The organism is Pseudomonas sp. Pseusp15 (genome assembly GCF_059492165.1).
Genome location: NZ_CP168523.1, coordinates 4,739,296 through 4,755,647 on the forward strand (window position 1 = coordinate 4,739,296; position 16,352 = coordinate 4,755,647).

A 16,352-nucleotide genomic window follows, 5' to 3' on the forward strand; every position below is an offset into this window, starting at 1 on the left:
GTCACTCCTCGAGCAGAAACAGAAAACGTGCAGCCGGATTAATTCGACTGATCTGACCTGTAGTTTTAGCGCTCCCGAGGTTCTCCAACAAACGACGATTAAGCGAGATATCATTCCGTTTATTCATGCTGCGAATCTGCCGGTAACACGCGTGCCACGTAGAGAAACAAGAACAAGGAGAACCGATGCTGAATAAACGCTACTTGCCGTCGATCACTGCGCTGCAGTGTTTCGAGGCCGTGACCCGGCATTTGAGCTTCACCCGCGCCGCCGAAGAGCTGAACCTGACCCAGAGCGCCGTGAGCAAACAGGTCGCGCAACTCGAAGAGTTGTTGCAGCACCTGCTGTTCCGCCGGGTGCGCCGACGCCTGCAAATGACCCCCGCTGGCGATTTGTATTTGGTGGAGGTGCGAAAAATCCTCACCCAAGTCGAAATGTCGACCCATTACCTGCGTTCCTACGGCGGAGACACCGAAGTCTTGCGCGTCTCCACGCCTCCGACCTTCGGCGCGCGCTGGCTGGTGCCACGCTTGAAAGGCTGGCGCCTGCGTCATCCGTCAATTCATCTGGACCTGTGCAGCGAACAGGAAGCCGACGACCTGCTGCAAGGTCGCAGCGACCTGGCGTTCTACTTCGGCCAGGGCTCACGGCCCGGCACCGAATGCCTGAAGCTGTTTGGCGAAGAGCTTGTTCCTGTGTGCGCACCGGGCAGTCTGCCGGACACGCCGTTCACCGATCCTACGCAGCTTACCGACCTGGTCCTGCTGCAAAACGCTTCCCGGCCCCAGGCCTGGCACGATTGGTTCGACAGCCAGGGCTACCACACCGAACACAGCTACCACGGCCCGCGTTTCGAAACGTTCTATATGTGCATCCGCGCCGCCCAAGTCGGCTGTGGTGTAGCGTTGCTACCGAAGTTTCTGGTGGAAGAGGAATTGGCCGACGGCAAGTTGGTCATTCCCTGGCAGCATGCAATGCCCAGCACCGACGCCTATTACCTGGCGTATCCGGAGCACTCGGCGGAAGTGCCCAAGGTACGGGATTTTGTGAAGTGGATGCTGGAGCGGATAAACAATCCGGATGCCTCACAGATTTGAAGACTCACAAAAATCTGTGGTCAAGAACAATATCTGTGGCGAGGGAGCTTGCTCCCGCTCGGCTGCGAAGCGGTCGCAAAACGGTAAATGCATTCCTCCAGATCGAATGCATCGGCTGTAGTCAGGGGCGCTTCGCCCCCCAGTGAGAGCAAGCTCCCTCGCCACAGAGATCTCTAGCGTCTAAAAAATTGCTGGCAATCCTCACCGCTGATATGCGCCACTAGCCCCATTCATTGAAACAGCTGCAACGTCGCTGCCACGGGCCGCGACCCGCCTGGAGACCCCGTTATGAGCGAGAGTGTGTTTGCCGATCGCATCGTGCAGAACCTGCTCGACACCGACTTCTACAAACTGACGATGATGCAGGCGGTGCTGCACAACTACCCTAACGTGGAAGTCGAATGGGAGTTTCGTTGCCGTAACAGCGAGGATCTGCGCCCATACCTGGCGGAGATCCGTTTCCAGATCGAGCGCCTGGCCGAGTTGAGCCTGAGCGCCGATCAGTTGAGCTTCCTGGAGCGCATCAGCTTCCTGAAACCGGACTTCCTGCGTTTTCTCGGGCTGTTTCGTTTCAATCTGCGCTATATCCACACCGGCATTGAAAACGGCGAGTTGTTCATCCGCCTGCGCGGGCCGTGGCTGCACGTGATTCTGTTCGAAGTGCCGTTGCTGGCCATGGTCAGCGAAGTGCGCAACCGCTATCGCTACCGGGAAATCGTCCTGGAACAGGCCCGTGAGCAGCTCTATCGCAAGTTCGACTGGTTGACCGCCAACGCCAGCACCGATGAATTGTCCGAGTTGCAGGTAGCCGATTTCGGCACTCGCCGGCGCTTCTCGTATCGCGTGCAGGAAGAAGTGGTAAACGTGCTCAAGCACGACTTCCCCGGTCGCTTCGTCGGCACCAGCAACGTGCATCTGTCCCGCGAGCTGGATATGAAGCCGCTGGGCACCATGGCCCACGAATGGATCATGGCCCACCAGCAACTCGGTCCGCGGCTGATCGACAGCCAGATCGCCGCCCTCGACTGCTGGGTCCGCGAGTACCGTGGCCTGCTGGGGATCGCCCTGACCGACTGCATCACTTCCGATGCGTTTCTCGGCGATTTCGACCTGTTCTTTGCCAAGCTCTTCGACGGCTTGCGTCACGACTCCGGTGACCCGGTGCTCTGGGCGGAAAAGGCCATCGCCCACTATCACAAGCTGGGCATCGACCCGATGAGCAAGACCCTGGTGTTTTCCGACAGCCTGACGTTGCCCAAGTCTCTGGAGATTTTTCGGGCGTTACGTGGTCGGATCAATGTCAGTTTCGGCATCGGCACTAACATGACCTGCGATATTCCGGGTGTCGAACCGATGAGCATCGTGCTTAAAATGACTGCATGCAACGGCCAACCGGTGGCCAAGATTTCTGATGAGCCTGGCAAGACTCACTGCAAAGACCCGAATTTCGTCGCCTATTTGCGACACGTTTTCCAAGTACCTGCCACCCTTTCCAGTACATCAAGCAAGGAGTGAATTCATGCAAGCCGTACAGCGTGAGATTGCTGAACAGCTCAAGGTCCAACCGCCGTTCGTGGATCAACTCGCCCTTGAGGCTGAAGTCGCCCGGCGAATCACCTTCATTCAGGATTGCCTGGTCAATTCCGGACTCAAGACCCTGGTGCTCGGTATCAGCGGCGGCGTCGATTCCCTGACCGCCGGCCTACTGGCCCAACGCGCCATCCGTGAACTGCGTGAGCGTACCGGTGATAACAGCTACAAGTTCATCGCCGTGCGCCTGCCGTACCAGACGCAGTTCGATGAACACGATGCCCAGGCCTCGGTGGACTTCATCGCCCCGGACGAACGCCACACGGTGAACATCGGCCCCGCAGTCAAATCCCTGGCCGGCGAAGTGGCAGCCTTCGAAGGCAAAGAGGCCGTCTGGGTGGATTTCGTATTGGGCAATACCAAGGCGCGGATGCGCATGGTCGCGCAATACACCATCGCCGGTGCGGCTCATGGCCTGGTGATCGGCACCGACCACGCGGCAGAAGCCGTGATGGGTTTCTTCACCAAGTTCGGTGACGGCGCCTGCGACCTCGCACCGCTGAGCGGCCTGGTGAAAAACCAGGTCCGGGCGATTGCCCGCAGCTTCGGCGCGCCAGAGTCGCTGGTGGAGAAAATCCCGACCGCCGACCTCGAAGACCTGTCGCCGGGCAAACCGGACGAAGCATCCCACGGCGTGACCTACGCCGAGATCGACGCCTTCCTGCACGGCGAACCGGTGCGCGAGGAAGCGTTCAAGATCATTTGTGATACGTACAAGAAAACACATCACAAGCGTGTGATGCCGTTCGCGCCTTGATTCTGTCCCCTGTAGAAATGAGCACAAAAAAAGCGTCCCGGGTGGACGCTTTTTTTATGCGTTTGAATCGATTACTTCAGTGTAACCGTGCCTTTCATCATCGAGATGTGGCCCGGGAACGAGCAGAAGAAGCCGTATTTTTCGGCTGCATTGAGCTTCGACACATCGATGGTCAGAGAGTCCTTTTCGCCAGCGCCGATGACTTTGGTGTGAGCGATGACACGGGTATCACCTTCTTTCAGGTAATTCTTGTCGATGCCAGCCGACAGGCCGTCGGTGGCGATCGGCTGCATGTCAGCCTCTTTGCTGATCACCAGGTTATGGCCCATGACGTTTTTCGGCAGGCTGCCGGAGTGGGTCAGTTCAACGGTGAAGGTCTTGCAGCTTTTGTCGATTTCAATGGCCTTGGTGTTGAAGGACATCTGATCGGTGGAGTCGATGGTCGTTTTGCACTCGGCAGCCATCAATTGGCTGCTGGCCAGTGTCAGCAGGGATACCGCAACAAGTTTGGCAAACATGGTGAATCTCCAAGGCAGGGTTAACAAAAGTGCGAATGGACAGAAGACTGCCTGAAATCTTCGCAAGTTCCTATGACCTGAATCAAAAATTGTATACAACTTTCGGGCTATGACCCCCATCGAAACAATCTACCAGCCAGACGTCTGGGACGGCCCTATCATCAGGGCCATCATTACTCACCTGGAGCGCCTGTCATGTCTTTCAGCAGCTTGTTGAGCAGTTTGTTGGCCGCCTACGCCTGTGGCGCCAGTGGCACTTACGAAACACCTGAACGCGCGGTTTAACCCTTGGAACGATGCGAGCCTGCCTTTACTCTGTGGTCCTGATTGACCATGGAGCAAGGCATGTCTTTAACGTCCGTTTGTGTATTTTGCGGTGCCAGCACCGGCACCAATCCGGCTTATCGTGAGGCGGCTGTCGCCCTGGGGCGAGCATTGGCCGAGCGCAAGCTGACCCTGGTCTATGGCGGGGGCGCCGTCGGGCTGATGGGAATTGTGGCAGATGCCGCACTGGCGGCCGGTGGCGAAGTGATCGGGATCATTCCGCAGAGCCTCAAGGACAAGGAAATCGGCCACAGTGGCCTGACCCGCCTGGAAGTGGTCGACGGCATGCATGCGCGCAAGGCGCGAATGGCCGAGCTCAGCGATGCCTTCATTGCCCTGCCCGGCGGTCTGGGCACGCTGGAAGAGCTGTTCGAAGTCTGGACCTGGGGCCAGCTCGGTTATCACGGCAAACCGCTGGGTTTGCTGGAAGTGAACGGTTTCTACAGCAAGTTGACGTCTTTTCTCGATCATATCGTCGGCGAAGGCTTCGTTCGCGGGCAGCACCGTGACATGCTGCAAATGAGCGAATCACCGCAAACCCTGCTCGATGCACTGGACGCCTGGCAACCCTCGGTACCGCCAAAATGGACCGAGCAAAAACCCAGCTAACGGCTCGGTGCCGATACAGGGCAGAATATGCGCCGCTCAACCTCACCTTCGACCCCAGAGGATCGCCCATGGCTAAACCTAATTATTCCTTCGCCAAACGTCAGAGAGACTTGGCCAAGGAGCAGAAGAAAGAGGAAAAGCTTCAGCGCAAGAAAGCTACAGCTGAAGAAGAAGCAGCAGCACTGAACCCGGATGCAGAAGGTGAAGTGGCGGCAGAAGATGATGTTGAAGCACCGAAAGATCAGGCGCCCGACGCCTGAGACCCTCAGGGCCCGATGATCAGATCAGGCCCACCGGATCTGTGTCCAGGGTCAGCAACGATGTTGCTGGCCCTCACAGGCCAATTTGAAACCCTCCTCCAAAAAACACATTCCCGCATGGGGTCTGCGCTATTCCAATGGCATCACTGTCACCCGAACTTCGGGATCATGGCTGCCACCGCCCAGAATCACCCCGCGCAACGGCGACACATCGGAAAAGTCCCGGCCCCAGGCCAGGGTGATGTGCTCCAGCGCCGGTTGCACATTGTTGGTCGGGTCAAAATCCACCCAACCCAGCACCGGGCAAAACACCGACACCCACGCATGCGACGCATCGGCGCCGATCAGCCGCGGCTGGCCCGGTGGGGGCTGTGTCAGCAGATAGCCGCTGATATACCGCGCCGCCAACCCACGGGAGCGCAGGCACGCGAGCATCAAATGCGCGAAGTCCTGGCAAACCCCACGACGCCTCTCCAGCACTTCCACCAGCGGCGTCGCCACTTGGGTCGCCTCGGCGTCGAAGGTGAACTCGCTGAAGATCTTCTCCATCAACGCTTGAACACCCAGCAGCAATGGCCGGCCAGCAGGAAAGCAACTTTCGGAGAACTCGACGAAACTGCGTTTCAAATGCACGTAGGGCGATTCGAAGCGGTAACGGCAGGCTTCCAGCAACGCAGGCGAGAGTGGCTGACCGCTGTAGGTCAGCGCGTTGCAGGTCGCTTCCCAGGCCGGCGATTGATTGAAGTCCAGCGACGGCCGTTCCAGCACTTCGACGGTGAGCCGAGCGTTGACCAGCAATTCATCGTGGGGGCGCTCGAACGCCAACCGGGTCAGCGGATTGCCGAACACATCCAGCTCATCCCGGCGTGAAGTCGGCTGGGGACTGATCTGCAACTGCTGTTCGGTGCAGCGCTGCCAGGCACAGGCGCGCGGCCACAGATGCGCCAGTTGCTGGGCCAGGGACACCGGGCTGTCGTAGTGATAATGGGTGTCGTGGAAAATCTGGTAATGGGCACTCATCAGACGGACACCGTGCGCTGGCTGACATCATCGACATGGGCGAAATGGCGCAAGGCCAGGCGATCCGACACCTGTCCGCTGGCATCGGCGATCTCTTGCAGCAGATCCGCCAACCCCTCTATGGCGGCGTGAACACTGGCCTCGCCGAACAGCGAGTTCTCCAGGCAGCCCAGATCGAAGTGCGCCAACCGCTCCACCAACTGCAGCAGACCTGTTTCGCGCGGCGCGCCGAAGTCGTCGTTCAAGCGCTTCAACGTACGGGTCACCAGTTTCAACTGGAACAGCACCGCGTGCGGGTTTTGTTCATCGAGCAGCAACAGGTCGAGCACCGGGATCAATTGCGCCACCGCCAGGTACCGCGAGCGGTAGGTGATGCTGCTGTTACCCAGTTCCAGCAGCCATTCCAGCCCGGCCTGATCGAAAGCCCCGGCACCGCGCAAAAACGCCGCCAGACTGCCGCTGAGAAATTGCAGCCGTTCGATCCGCCGACCGATCATCAGGAAACGCCAGCCTTCGTCCCGTGTCATGTCGTCGAGGGCAAAGCCGGACAGCGCCGCCAGCGACATTACCAACCGGTTGAGGAAGTCCAGCAACTCGCCGAAATCCGGCTCTTCGGTTTCCAGCTCCATGGCCTCGCGCTGCAACTCCACCAGCGCTTGCCAGTTCTCTCGCGAGAGCTTGCCGCGTACTTGCGACGCCGCCCACTGCAAACGCTGCAGATTGGAGCGCAGGCTGAACGGCCAATCATCGCCGAGCAGCGCCGCCAGCAATCGTTCCGGCAACTCACCCTCCTCCGGCAACAGATTCAGGCGTTCACCGAGATCGACCGCCGCCTCCAGGGCTTGCGGGTCATCGCCATCGACATAGCGCGCGAGCATGACCCGCAGCAGCCGCGCGCTGTCATCGCAGCGCTCGCAATAACGGCCGAACCAGAACAGGTTCTCGACCACCCGCGATGGCAGATACGGATCACGACGTACCAGATCGTGAACGCCAATGTTGCGCTGGGCTTTCCATTGTTCGCCGCTGGGTGGGCGATCGCCCAACACCCAGGTGTCTTTGCTCGCGCCGCCGCGTTGCATCGACACCGCTTCGGCATCGGCCTCGGCGGCAACCCGGGTCAAGCCACCGGGCAGCACTCGATAACCCTCCCGACTGGCCACCGCATACACGCGCATGCCGATGGCTCGCGGTTGCAACTGTCCGCCTTCGGCCTGCCAGATCGGCGCCTGGGACAGTTGCGCCAATTCTTGCGCAACATAGGCATAAGGCCGTGCCTGCATGCGCTCAGCCAGAGCCTGGCGCTGTTTTTCACTCAAATCACGCCCAAACACCGGTGCAAAGCTCTGCGACGGAAACGCCGGCTTGATCAACAGCTCCGGCAGTTTTTCCAGGGCCTGGGCCAGCACCGGCGCTTCGCCGCACCACCAGGTCGCGATGGACGGCAGGATCAACTCTTCACAGAACAGGAATTGATTGATTTTCGGCAGGAAGCCCAGCAAACCCGGCGACTCCAGCACACCGCTGCCGAGGGCGTTGGCCACCAGCACCCGGCCCTGACGCACCGCTTCGAGCAGCCCTGGCACGCCAAGGGCCGAGTCGGTGCGCAGCTCCAGCGGGTCGCAGAAATCATCGTCGAGCCGACGCATGATCGCGTGAACCCGGCGCAACCCGCTCAAGGTTTTCAGATAGACCGTGGCATCGCGCACGGTCAGATCACCGCCCTCCACCAGTGGATAACCGAGCTGACGAGCCAGGTACAAGTGCTCGAAATAGCTTTCGTTGAAACGCCCCGGTGTCAGCAGGACCACCAGCGGCGCTTCATCGTCGCTCGGCGCCTGCCGGGCGAGTGTTTCCTGAAGTGTGCGGAAGAACCCGGCCAGGTGCCGCACCTTCAAGTCGCGATACAACTCGGGGAAGGCCCGGGACACGATGGTGCGATTTTCCAGGGCGTAACCGGCACCGGATGGTGCCTGAGTCCGGTCGGCGGTTACCCACCAGCGACCGTCAGGCGTGCGCGCCAAATCCACGGCATACAGATGCAGAAAGGCCCCGTCGGGCGGTGCGATGCCCTGGCAAGGCCAGAGGAAGTTGTTATGACCGAACACCAGTTCAGCCGGCAGCAGGCCTTCGGCGATCAAGCGTTGAGGACCGTACAGGTCCGCCAGCACAGCATTGAGCAAACGCGCCCGTTGAGCGATCCCGGCCGAAAGCTGCTGCCACTCATCGGCTGCAATCACATGAGGCAACAAATCCAGCTCCCATGGCCGATCAGCGCCCTTGGGGTCGGCGTAGACGTTGTAGGTCACGCCGTTTTCCTGAATCTGTCGGGTCAGCAGCGCCTGACGCTGCACCAGTTGCGCTGGCGTGCTGCGTTGCAATTGATCGAACAGCCGCCGCCAGTGCGGGCGCACGGCGCCGCTGTTGTCGAGCAGTTCGTGATAGGTGCCCGCAGTCAACGGGTAGCGGTCAAGCAGGTCAGGCATGGAAAGCTCGGCAGACAGCAAAGAACGGTCAGACTAACGCAGGCTCATGACGCCCGGATAGACGAAAAATCCGAGCGTCGCGTACGGTTTAAAAGCGTCGCAAATCGAGTGTCATCGGCAGCTCGTCGTTGATTTCCAGTTTCGGTACAGGAAGTTTCCCAGGCGTGTGTCCGATGCGGAAGAAACGCGCCATCCGCCGGCTCTCGGCTTCATTGGCGTTCACCGGCAGGCTGTCGTAGTTGCGCCCGCCCGGATGGGCGACGTGGTACTGACAACCACCCAGCGAACGCCCCATCCAGGTGTCGAGCAAGTCGAACACCAGCGGCGCGTGGACCGGGATAGTCGGTTGCAGACAGTTGTACGGTTGCCAGGCACGGAAACGTACACCGGCGACGAACTCGCCGACCCGACCGGTAGGTTGCAACGGCACCGGGATGCCATTGCAGGTCAGCAGATAACGTTGCGGCGGCAACCCCGTCAGCTTGACCTGCAAACGTTCCAGGGACGAATCCACATAACGCACCGTACCGCCCGCGCTGCCCTCTTCGCCCAACACATGCCAGGGCTCCAGCGCCTGACGCAATTCCAGTTCGATACCGCTGACGGCGTAGTCGCCGACCTTGGGAAAACGGAACTCCAGATGCGCCGCGAACCACTCTGCCTGCACCGGATAACCGGCGGCATTCAGGTCGACGATTACATCGGCGAAATCCTGCTCGATAAAGTGCGGCAGCAAGAACCGGTCGTGCAGTTCGGTGCCCCAGCGCGCCAGTTTCGGCGGCGCATAAGGCTCGCGCCAGAACCGCGCCACCAGCGCCCGCAACAACAACTGCTGAGCCAGGCTCATGCGCGCATGGGGCGGCATTTCAAAGGCTCGCAGTTCCAGCAAGCCAAGGCGTCCGGTGGCGCCGTCCGGTGAATAGAGTTTGTCGATGCAGAACTCGGCGCGGTGGGTGTTGCCGGTCACGTCGATCAGCAAATTGCGCAACAAGCGATCCACCAGCCATGGTGGGCATTCTTCGCCCGGCTCCGGCATCTGGGCGAAGGCGATTTCCAGTTCATACAGCGAATCGTTGCGCGCTTCGTCCACCCGCGGTGCCTGGGATGTCGGGCCGATGAACAGCCCGGAAAACAGGTAGGACAAGGACGGGTGGTTATGCCAGTAGCTGATCAGGCTGCGCAGCAGGTCGGGACGGCGCAGAAACGGTGAGTCAGCCGGGGTCGCGCCCCCCAGGACGAAATGGTTACCGCCGCCGGTGCCGGTGTGCCGGCCGTCGATCATGAATTTCTCGGTGGTCAGCCGGGTCTGGCGCGCCTCTTCGTAAAGAAACTCGGTACGTTCCACCAACTCGTCCCAGGTAGCGGACGGCTGGACGTTGACCTCGATCACGCCCGGATCCGGGGTAATGCGAAAGTTGCTCAGACGCGGATCGCTCGGCGGTTCATAGCCTTCCAGCAATACCGGGCAATGCAGTTCCTCGGCGGTGGCTTCGATGGCGGCGACCAGTTCCAGGTAGTCCTCGACCCGCTCCAGTGGCGGCATGAACAGGTACAACCGACCTTCACGTGCTTCGGCGCAGAACGCGGTGCGGGTCAGCCAGTCGGCGGACTGGTCGATCTCGGGCACACGTTCGTCGGCCGTTTTCGGTTGAGCGTGATTCCGTAGCTGGTCGGTGTCCGGTAGCGCCGGGAAATCCTGATTCGGGTCCGTGGGATGAATGAATGGGTACTCCGCAGCTTTCACCCAAGGCTGCGAACCGAGCGGCAAGCGATAACCCAGTGGCGAATCCCCCGGCACCAACCGGCAGTGTTCCTCGCGCAGGTACCAGCGACCGCTTTGCCATTGATCGCCCTTGGCGGTACGCGCCAGCGGCAGGACCTGACCGATGACCTTGTCCAGGCCTTGGCTGAAGACTTTGCGCAGGCGCGCACGCTCCAGAGGTTCTTCCAGGCGTGAGTCTTCGGCGCTGACGTTCTGCGGCAACGTTCCTTCGCGCCAGAGGTAATAGAAATTGTCTTCGTAGGCCGGGAACACAAAGCGTGTCGGAATTTTCAAGCGTTCGGCGACACTCGCCAGGAAACGCCCGGCCAGTTCGCCATCGGCGCCGTAATCTTCCCGCTCGTCGGCAATCAGCGCGCTGTTGTGCCAGATCGGCACGCCATCGCGGCGCCAATAGCAGTTCAGCGACCAGCGCGGCAGTTGCTCGCCGGGGTACCACTTGCCTTGACCGAAATGTACCAGGCCCTTGGGCGCGTAATGCTTGCGCATGCGCTGGAACAGTTCGGCTGACAGCCGACGCTTGTCTGGCCCGAGCGCGGCGGTGTTCCACTCGGCGCCGTCCGGGTCATCAATGGAAACGAACGTCGGCTCGCCGCCCATGGTCAGGCGCACGTCACCTTCGAGCAAATCAGCATCGATCTGCCGGCCCAATGCCTGAATCGCCAGCCATTGGTCTTCGGTGTAGGGTTTGGTAACCCTCGGCGCTTCCCAAATCCGCTCGACCGACATTTCGTGGGTGAATTCGCACTCGCACGGTTCCACCAAACCACTGATCGGTGCCGCAGAGGATGGGTCGGGACTGCACGCCAACGGAATGTGTCCTTCACCGGCAAACAACCCCGAGGTCGCGTCCAGGCCGATCCAGCCTGCACCGGGCAAATAGACTTCGCACCAGGCATGCAGGTCAGTGAAATCCACTTCGGTGCCCGAGGGACCGTCGAGGCTTTTGACGTCGGCGGTCAGCTGGATCAGATAACCGGAGACGAATCGCGCCGCCAGGCCGAGGTTGCGCAGCAATTGCACCAGTAGCCACGCCGAGTCGCGGCAAGAGCCGGAGGCCTGTTCGAGGGTGTATTCCGGGGTCTGTACGCCCGGCTCCATACGAATCAGGTAACCGATGTCTTCGCTCAGGCGCTGGTTGATCGCGACGAGGAAATCCACGCTGGGCAGCGGCGTGCGGTCGATGCCGTCCAGATAGGCCTTGAATGTCGGCGTCAGCGGCAAGGTTTCCAGGTACGGCGCCAGCTCTTTGCGCTCATCCGCTGCATAGGCGAAAGGGATCTTCTCGGCGTAGGGCTCGAGGAAGAAGTCGAAGGGATTGAAGACTGCCATCTCGGCCAGCAGGTCGACCTCGATCCTCAGTTCATCGGTTTTCTCCGGGAACACCAACCGCGCCAGGTAATTGCCCTGAGGGTCTTGTTGCCAGTTGATGAAATGCTGCTCGGGCGAGACTTTCAGCGCATAGGACAGTATCCGCGTGCGGCTGTGGGCAGCCGGGCGCAGGCGAACGATCTGCGGACCGAGCTCGACGGCGCGGTCGTAGCGGTAATGCGTGACGTGATGCAATGCGACATGAATCGACACGGCGTGCCTCCTGCGAGCCTTAAACTTATAGGAAAGCGCGCAAGACTTATGCCAGCCAGCGGCGTTGGCGCTTTCTCCAATTGCTTGAGGCAGTACAGCACCAAAATCGGGCGATGCGGAAAATTGGTTTGGCGCAGTTGCACGCAAATGTGGCGAGGACGTGAATGTATGCGGTCTCTGTGGTGAGGGAGCTTGCTCCCGCTGGGGCGTGCAGCGGCCCTAAAAAGCTGACGACTGCTTCGCAGCCGAACGGGAGCAAGCTCCCTCGCCACAATGAGATTCGTTGTTCCTGAAACGCAGAACGCCAACCCGGAGGTTGGCGTTCTGTTCAGCTCAAGCGACGTTTAGCGCGGCACGACCGGCTTGCGCGCAGGCTTCGGCCCCTTGCCTTTAGCCGCGTCCTTGCGCTCCTTGGCTGCCTGCTGGTTGCGGGCGAATGCCGCCGCCTTGGCCTGTTCACGCTTGTCCCACGGGTTACCGCCATCGCTGGCACGCGGTGGCAGGCCGGTGTGCTGGGTCAGGATCTTGGTGGTCGTTTCCTTGGCCACTTTGTGGCTGCCAGCCGGCGTCGAGTTCTTGCGACGGGCGCTCTGATAGCTGTCGGTCGCTGGCTGATGCAACGGGATCAACTGGTTCTTGCCCGGCCCGATCAGGTCGGCGCGGCCCATGCGGGTCAGCGCTTCACGCAGCATCGGCCAGCCTTTCGGGTCGTGATAACGCAAGAACGCTTTGTGCAGGCGACGCTGCTCTTCGCTCTTGACGATAGTCACGCCGTCGCTCTTGTAAGTGACCTTGCGCAGCGGGTTCTTGCCCGAGTGGTACATCGCGGTGGCGGTGGCCATCGGCGACGGGTAGAACGCCTGCACCTGGTCGGCACGGAAACCGTTGCCCTTGAGCCACAGGGCCAGATTCATCATGTCTTCGTCGGTGGTGCCCGGGTGAGCGGCGATGAAGTACGGAATCAGGTACTGCTCTTTCCCGGCTTCCTTGGTGTACTTCTCGAACATGCGCTTGAACTTGTCATAGCTGCCGATGCCCGGTTTCATCATCTGGTTGAGCGGACCTTCCTCGGTGTGTTCCGGGGCGATCTTCAGGTAACCACCGACGTGGTGGGTCACCAGCTCCTTGACGTACTCCGGCGACTCGACCGCGAGGTCGTAGCGCAAGCCGGAGGCGATCAGGATCTTCTTCACGCCCGGCAAGGCCCGGGCGCTACGATAGAGCTGGATCAGCGACGAGTGATCGGTGTTGAGGTTCGGGCAAATGCCTGGGAACACGCATGAAGGCTTGCGGCACGCGGATTCGATTTCCGGGGTCTTGCAGGCGATGCGGTACATGTTCGCGGTCGGGCCGCCGAGGTCGGAAATGACGCCGGTGAAACCCGGAACCTTGTCGCGGATCTCTTCGATTTCGCGAATGATCGACTCTTCGGAACGGTTCTGGATGATCCGGCCTTCGTGCTCGGTGATCGAGCAGAAGGTGCAGCCGCCGAAGCAGCCACGCATGATGTTCACCGAGAAACGAATCATCTCGTAGGCCGGGATCTTTTCCTTGCCGTACGCCGGGTGCGGAACGCGCGCGTAAGGCATGCCGAACACGTAGTCCATTTCTTCGGTGGTCATCGGAATCGGCGGCGGGTTGAACCAGACGTCTACCTCGCCGTGCTTTTGCACCAGAGCGCGGGCGTTGCCCGGATTGGTTTCCAGGTGCAGCACGCGGTTGGCGTGAGCGTAAAGCACCGCATCGCCACGGACTTTTTCAACCGACGGCAGACGAATGACGGTCTTGTCGCGAGTCATTTTCGGGCTGGCCAGGATCTGTACGACCTTAGCCTCGCCAGGGTCTTCAACCGGCCCCTTTTCCTGCTCGATGGCGCAGGCGGCGGTGTCCTGGGTGTTGACGTACGGGTTGATGATCTTGTCGATCTTGCCCGGACGGTCGATGCGCGTGGAATCGACTTCGTACCAGCCTTGCGGCGTATCACGGCGGATGAACGCGGTGCCGCGCACATCGGTGATGTCTTCGATCTTGTGGCCGTAGGACAGGCGCTGGGCGACTTCGACGATCGCACGCTCGGCGTTGCCGTAGAGCAGGATGTCGGCGCAGGCGTCGATCAGGATCGAGTTACGCACCCGATCCTGCCAGTAATCGTAGTGGGCGATGCGGCGCAGGGAGGCTTCGATGCCGCCGAGCACAATCGGCACGTGCTTGTAGGCTTCCTTGCAGCGCTGGCTGTAAACCAGGCTCGCGCGGTCCGGACGTTTGCCTGCCAGGCCACCGGGAGTGTAGGCGTCGTCGGAACGGATTTTCTTGTCGGCGGTATAACGGTTGATCATCGAGTCCATGTTGCCGGCCGCGACACCGAAAAACAGGTTCGGCTCGCCGAGCTTCATGAAGTCGTCTTTGGACTGCCAGTTCGGCTGCGCGATGATCCCGACGCGGAAGCCCTGGGCCTCCAGCAGCCGGCCGATGATCGCCATGCCGAACGACGGATGGTCGACGTAGGCATCACCGGTGACGATGATGATGTCGCAGGAATCCCAGCCGAGCTGATCCATCTCCTCCCTGCTCATGGGCAGGAATGGCGCTGGCCCGAAACATTCGGCCCAGTACTTGGGATAGTCAAATAACGGCTTGGCTGCTTGCATGTCGATAACCGGTGTTGGCTTTCATTGAATTTCGCGGGCGCGGAATATAGCACAAATTTTGACCAATTCCGACGGCTATGGTCGGAAATCAGCGAGCGATATACGCAACCCCTGTGGCGAGGGAGCTAGCTCCCGCTCGACTGCGAAGCAGTCGCAACATATGCAAATACGGTGCACCTGAAACAGGATGACTCAGGTTTTGGGGTTGCTACGCAACCCGGCGGGAGCAAGCTCCCTCGCCACAAAGTCCCCGCGCAGGTTATTCATCGTCGTCGAAGTTGTAGCTACCCGGCGCCAGGTTTTCAAATCGGGTGTATTTGCCGATGAAGGCCAGGCGGATAAAGCCGATCGGGCCGTTCCGCTGCTTGCCGATGATGATTTCGGCAATGCCTTTGTGTTCGGTTTCCGGGTGATACACCTCGTCCCGGTAAACGAACATGATCACGTCGGCGTCCTGCTCGATCGCTCCCGATTCCCGCAAGTCGGAGTTCACCGGGCGCTTGTTCGGGCGTTGTTCCAGGGAACGGTTGAGCTGGGACAGTGCCACCACCGGGCAGTTGAATTCCTTGGCCAGGGCTTTCAGGGACCGGGAGATCTCGGAAATCTCGTTGGTCCGGTTGTCACCACTGGACCCCGGGATCTGCATCAGTTGCAGGTAGTCGATCATGATCAGACCGATCTCACCGTGCTCACGCACCAGACGACGGGTCCGGGCGCGCATTTCCGAGGGGCTGATACCCGCCGTGTCGTCGATGAACAACTTGCGATCATTGAGCAGGTTGACCGCCGACGTCAGGCGTGGCCAGTCGTCGTCTTCCAGGCGACCGGCCCGGACCTTGGTCTGGTCGATACGACCGAGGGACGACAGCATACGCATGATCAGCGATTCGCCTGGCATCTCGAGGGAGTAAACCAGGACAGCCTTCTCGCTGCGCAGCACGGCGTTTTCCACCAGGTTCATCGCAAAGGTGGTTTTACCCATGGACGGACGGCCGGCGACGATGATCAGGTCGGCCGGTTGCAGGCCACTGGTCTTCTCGTCGAGGTCGGTGTAACCGGTGGACAGGCCGGTGATCGAGTTGTCGGTGTTGAACAAGGTGTCGATGCGGTCGATGGCCTTGGTCAGCAGGTCGTTGACGCTGACCGGGCCGCCGGTTTTCGGACGAGCCTCGGCAATCTGGAAGATCTGCCGTTCGGCCTCGTCGAGAATCTCGGCGGCGGTGCGGCCTTCAGGGTTGAAAGCGCTGTCGGCGATTTCGGTACTGATGCCGATCAACTGGCGCAGGGTTGCCCGCTCGCGAACGATCTGGGCATAGGCCTTGATGTTGGCGACGGACGGCGTGTTTTTTGCCAGTTCGCCAAGGTAACCGAGACCGCCGACCTGGGACGTCTGACCTTCCTTGTCCAATTGCTCGGCCAGGGTCACGACGTCGATTGGCTGGTTCTGGTCCGCCAGTTTGGCGATGGCCCGGAAGATCAGGCGGTGGTCATGCCGATAGAAATCGCCGTCGGAGACTTGATCGAGCACGCGTTCCCAGGCGTTGTTGTCCAGCATCAACCCACCGAGCACGGCCTGTTCGGCCTCGATGGAATGCGGCGGCACCTTCAGGGCAGCGGTTTGCAGATCGTATTGCTCGGGAGCGGAGATATCGTTCATGGCCACTTGGTTTATTCAGGAG

General features: G+C 60.4%; 11 protein-coding genes. 5 read left to right on the forward strand and 6 right to left on the reverse strand.

Annotated features, from left to right (window positions below; translation table 11 throughout):
* Positions 1–185: 185 nt before the first annotated feature.
* From ACEN8R_RS21425 to nadE, 3 genes are all read left to right on the forward strand, one after another.
* A complete protein-coding gene (locus ACEN8R_RS21425; RefSeq protein ID WP_111455418.1) occupies positions 186–1,097 on the forward strand; it encodes a LysR family transcriptional regulator in 912 nt (303 codons plus the stop codon).
* A 288-nt stretch (positions 1,098–1,385) separates the two neighbouring features.
* Complete coding sequence (pncB, locus tag ACEN8R_RS21430) at positions 1,386–2,612, forward strand: nicotinate phosphoribosyltransferase (protein WP_018928483.1); 1,227 nt, start codon at positions 1,386–1,388, stop codon at positions 2,610–2,612.
* A 4-nt stretch (positions 2,613–2,616) separates the two neighbouring features.
* On the forward strand, positions 2,617–3,444 hold the full coding sequence (nadE, locus tag ACEN8R_RS21435) for an NAD(+) synthase (RefSeq protein WP_018928484.1): 828 nt from the start codon (positions 2,617–2,619) through the stop codon (positions 3,442–3,444).
* A 71-nt stretch (positions 3,445–3,515) separates the two neighbouring features.
* Here the strand turns inward: nadE and azu are convergent, their stop codons facing one another.
* The gene (azu, locus tag ACEN8R_RS21440; RefSeq protein WP_064616027.1) at positions 3,516–3,962 is read right to left on the reverse strand and encodes an azurin; all 447 of its coding nucleotides are present in this window, start codon (positions 3,960–3,962) and stop codon (positions 3,516–3,518) included.
* A 345-nt stretch (positions 3,963–4,307) separates the two neighbouring features.
* Here azu and ACEN8R_RS21445 point away from each other — a divergent pair, with 345 nt between their 5' ends.
* Both ACEN8R_RS21445 and ACEN8R_RS21450 read left to right on the forward strand, forming a co-directional pair.
* Positions 4,308–4,895 carry a cytokinin riboside 5'-monophosphate phosphoribohydrolase gene (locus tag ACEN8R_RS21445; RefSeq protein WP_018928486.1) on the forward strand — a complete coding sequence of 196 codons (588 nt, stop codon included), beginning with the start codon at positions 4,308–4,310 and terminating at the stop codon, positions 4,893–4,895.
* 68 nt (positions 4,896–4,963) lie between these two features.
* Positions 4,964–5,155 carry a hypothetical protein gene (locus tag ACEN8R_RS21450; protein ID WP_018928487.1) on the forward strand — a complete coding sequence of 64 codons (192 nt, stop codon included), beginning with the start codon at positions 4,964–4,966 and terminating at the stop codon, positions 5,153–5,155.
* Positions 5,156–5,284: 129 nt separating this feature from the next.
* On the opposite strand, the gene ACEN8R_RS21455 is transcribed toward ACEN8R_RS21450, so the two are convergent.
* The 5 genes from ACEN8R_RS21455 to dnaB all read right to left on the reverse strand — a co-directional run bounded on the left by ACEN8R_RS21455 (position 5,285) and on the right by dnaB (position 16,330).
* Entirely contained in the window at positions 5,285–6,175 is an 891-nt protein-coding gene (locus ACEN8R_RS21455; protein WP_019582213.1) for a transglutaminase family protein, read from the reverse strand.
* Positions 6,175–8,661 carry a circularly permuted type 2 ATP-grasp protein gene (locus ACEN8R_RS21460; RefSeq protein WP_495624353.1) on the reverse strand — a complete coding sequence of 829 codons (2,487 nt, stop codon included), beginning with the start codon at positions 8,659–8,661 and terminating at the stop codon, positions 6,175–6,177. Before ACEN8R_RS21460 ends, ACEN8R_RS21455 begins: the two co-directional genes overlap by 1 nt.
* Before the next feature lie 88 nt (positions 8,662–8,749).
* Positions 8,750–12,025 carry a transglutaminase family protein gene (locus tag ACEN8R_RS21465; protein ID WP_138866700.1) on the reverse strand — a complete coding sequence of 1,092 codons (3,276 nt, stop codon included), beginning with the start codon at positions 12,023–12,025 and terminating at the stop codon, positions 8,750–8,752.
* A 344-nt stretch (positions 12,026–12,369) separates the two neighbouring features.
* Complete coding sequence (locus ACEN8R_RS21470) at positions 12,370–14,673, reverse strand: YgiQ family radical SAM protein (RefSeq protein ID WP_026286605.1); 2,304 nt, start codon at positions 14,671–14,673, stop codon at positions 12,370–12,372.
* Positions 14,674–14,932: 259 nt separating this feature from the next.
* Positions 14,933–16,330 carry a replicative DNA helicase gene (gene dnaB / locus ACEN8R_RS21475; RefSeq protein ID WP_019650685.1) on the reverse strand — a complete coding sequence of 466 codons (1,398 nt, stop codon included), beginning with the start codon at positions 16,328–16,330 and terminating at the stop codon, positions 14,933–14,935.
* Positions 16,331–16,352 lie beyond the last annotated feature (22 nt).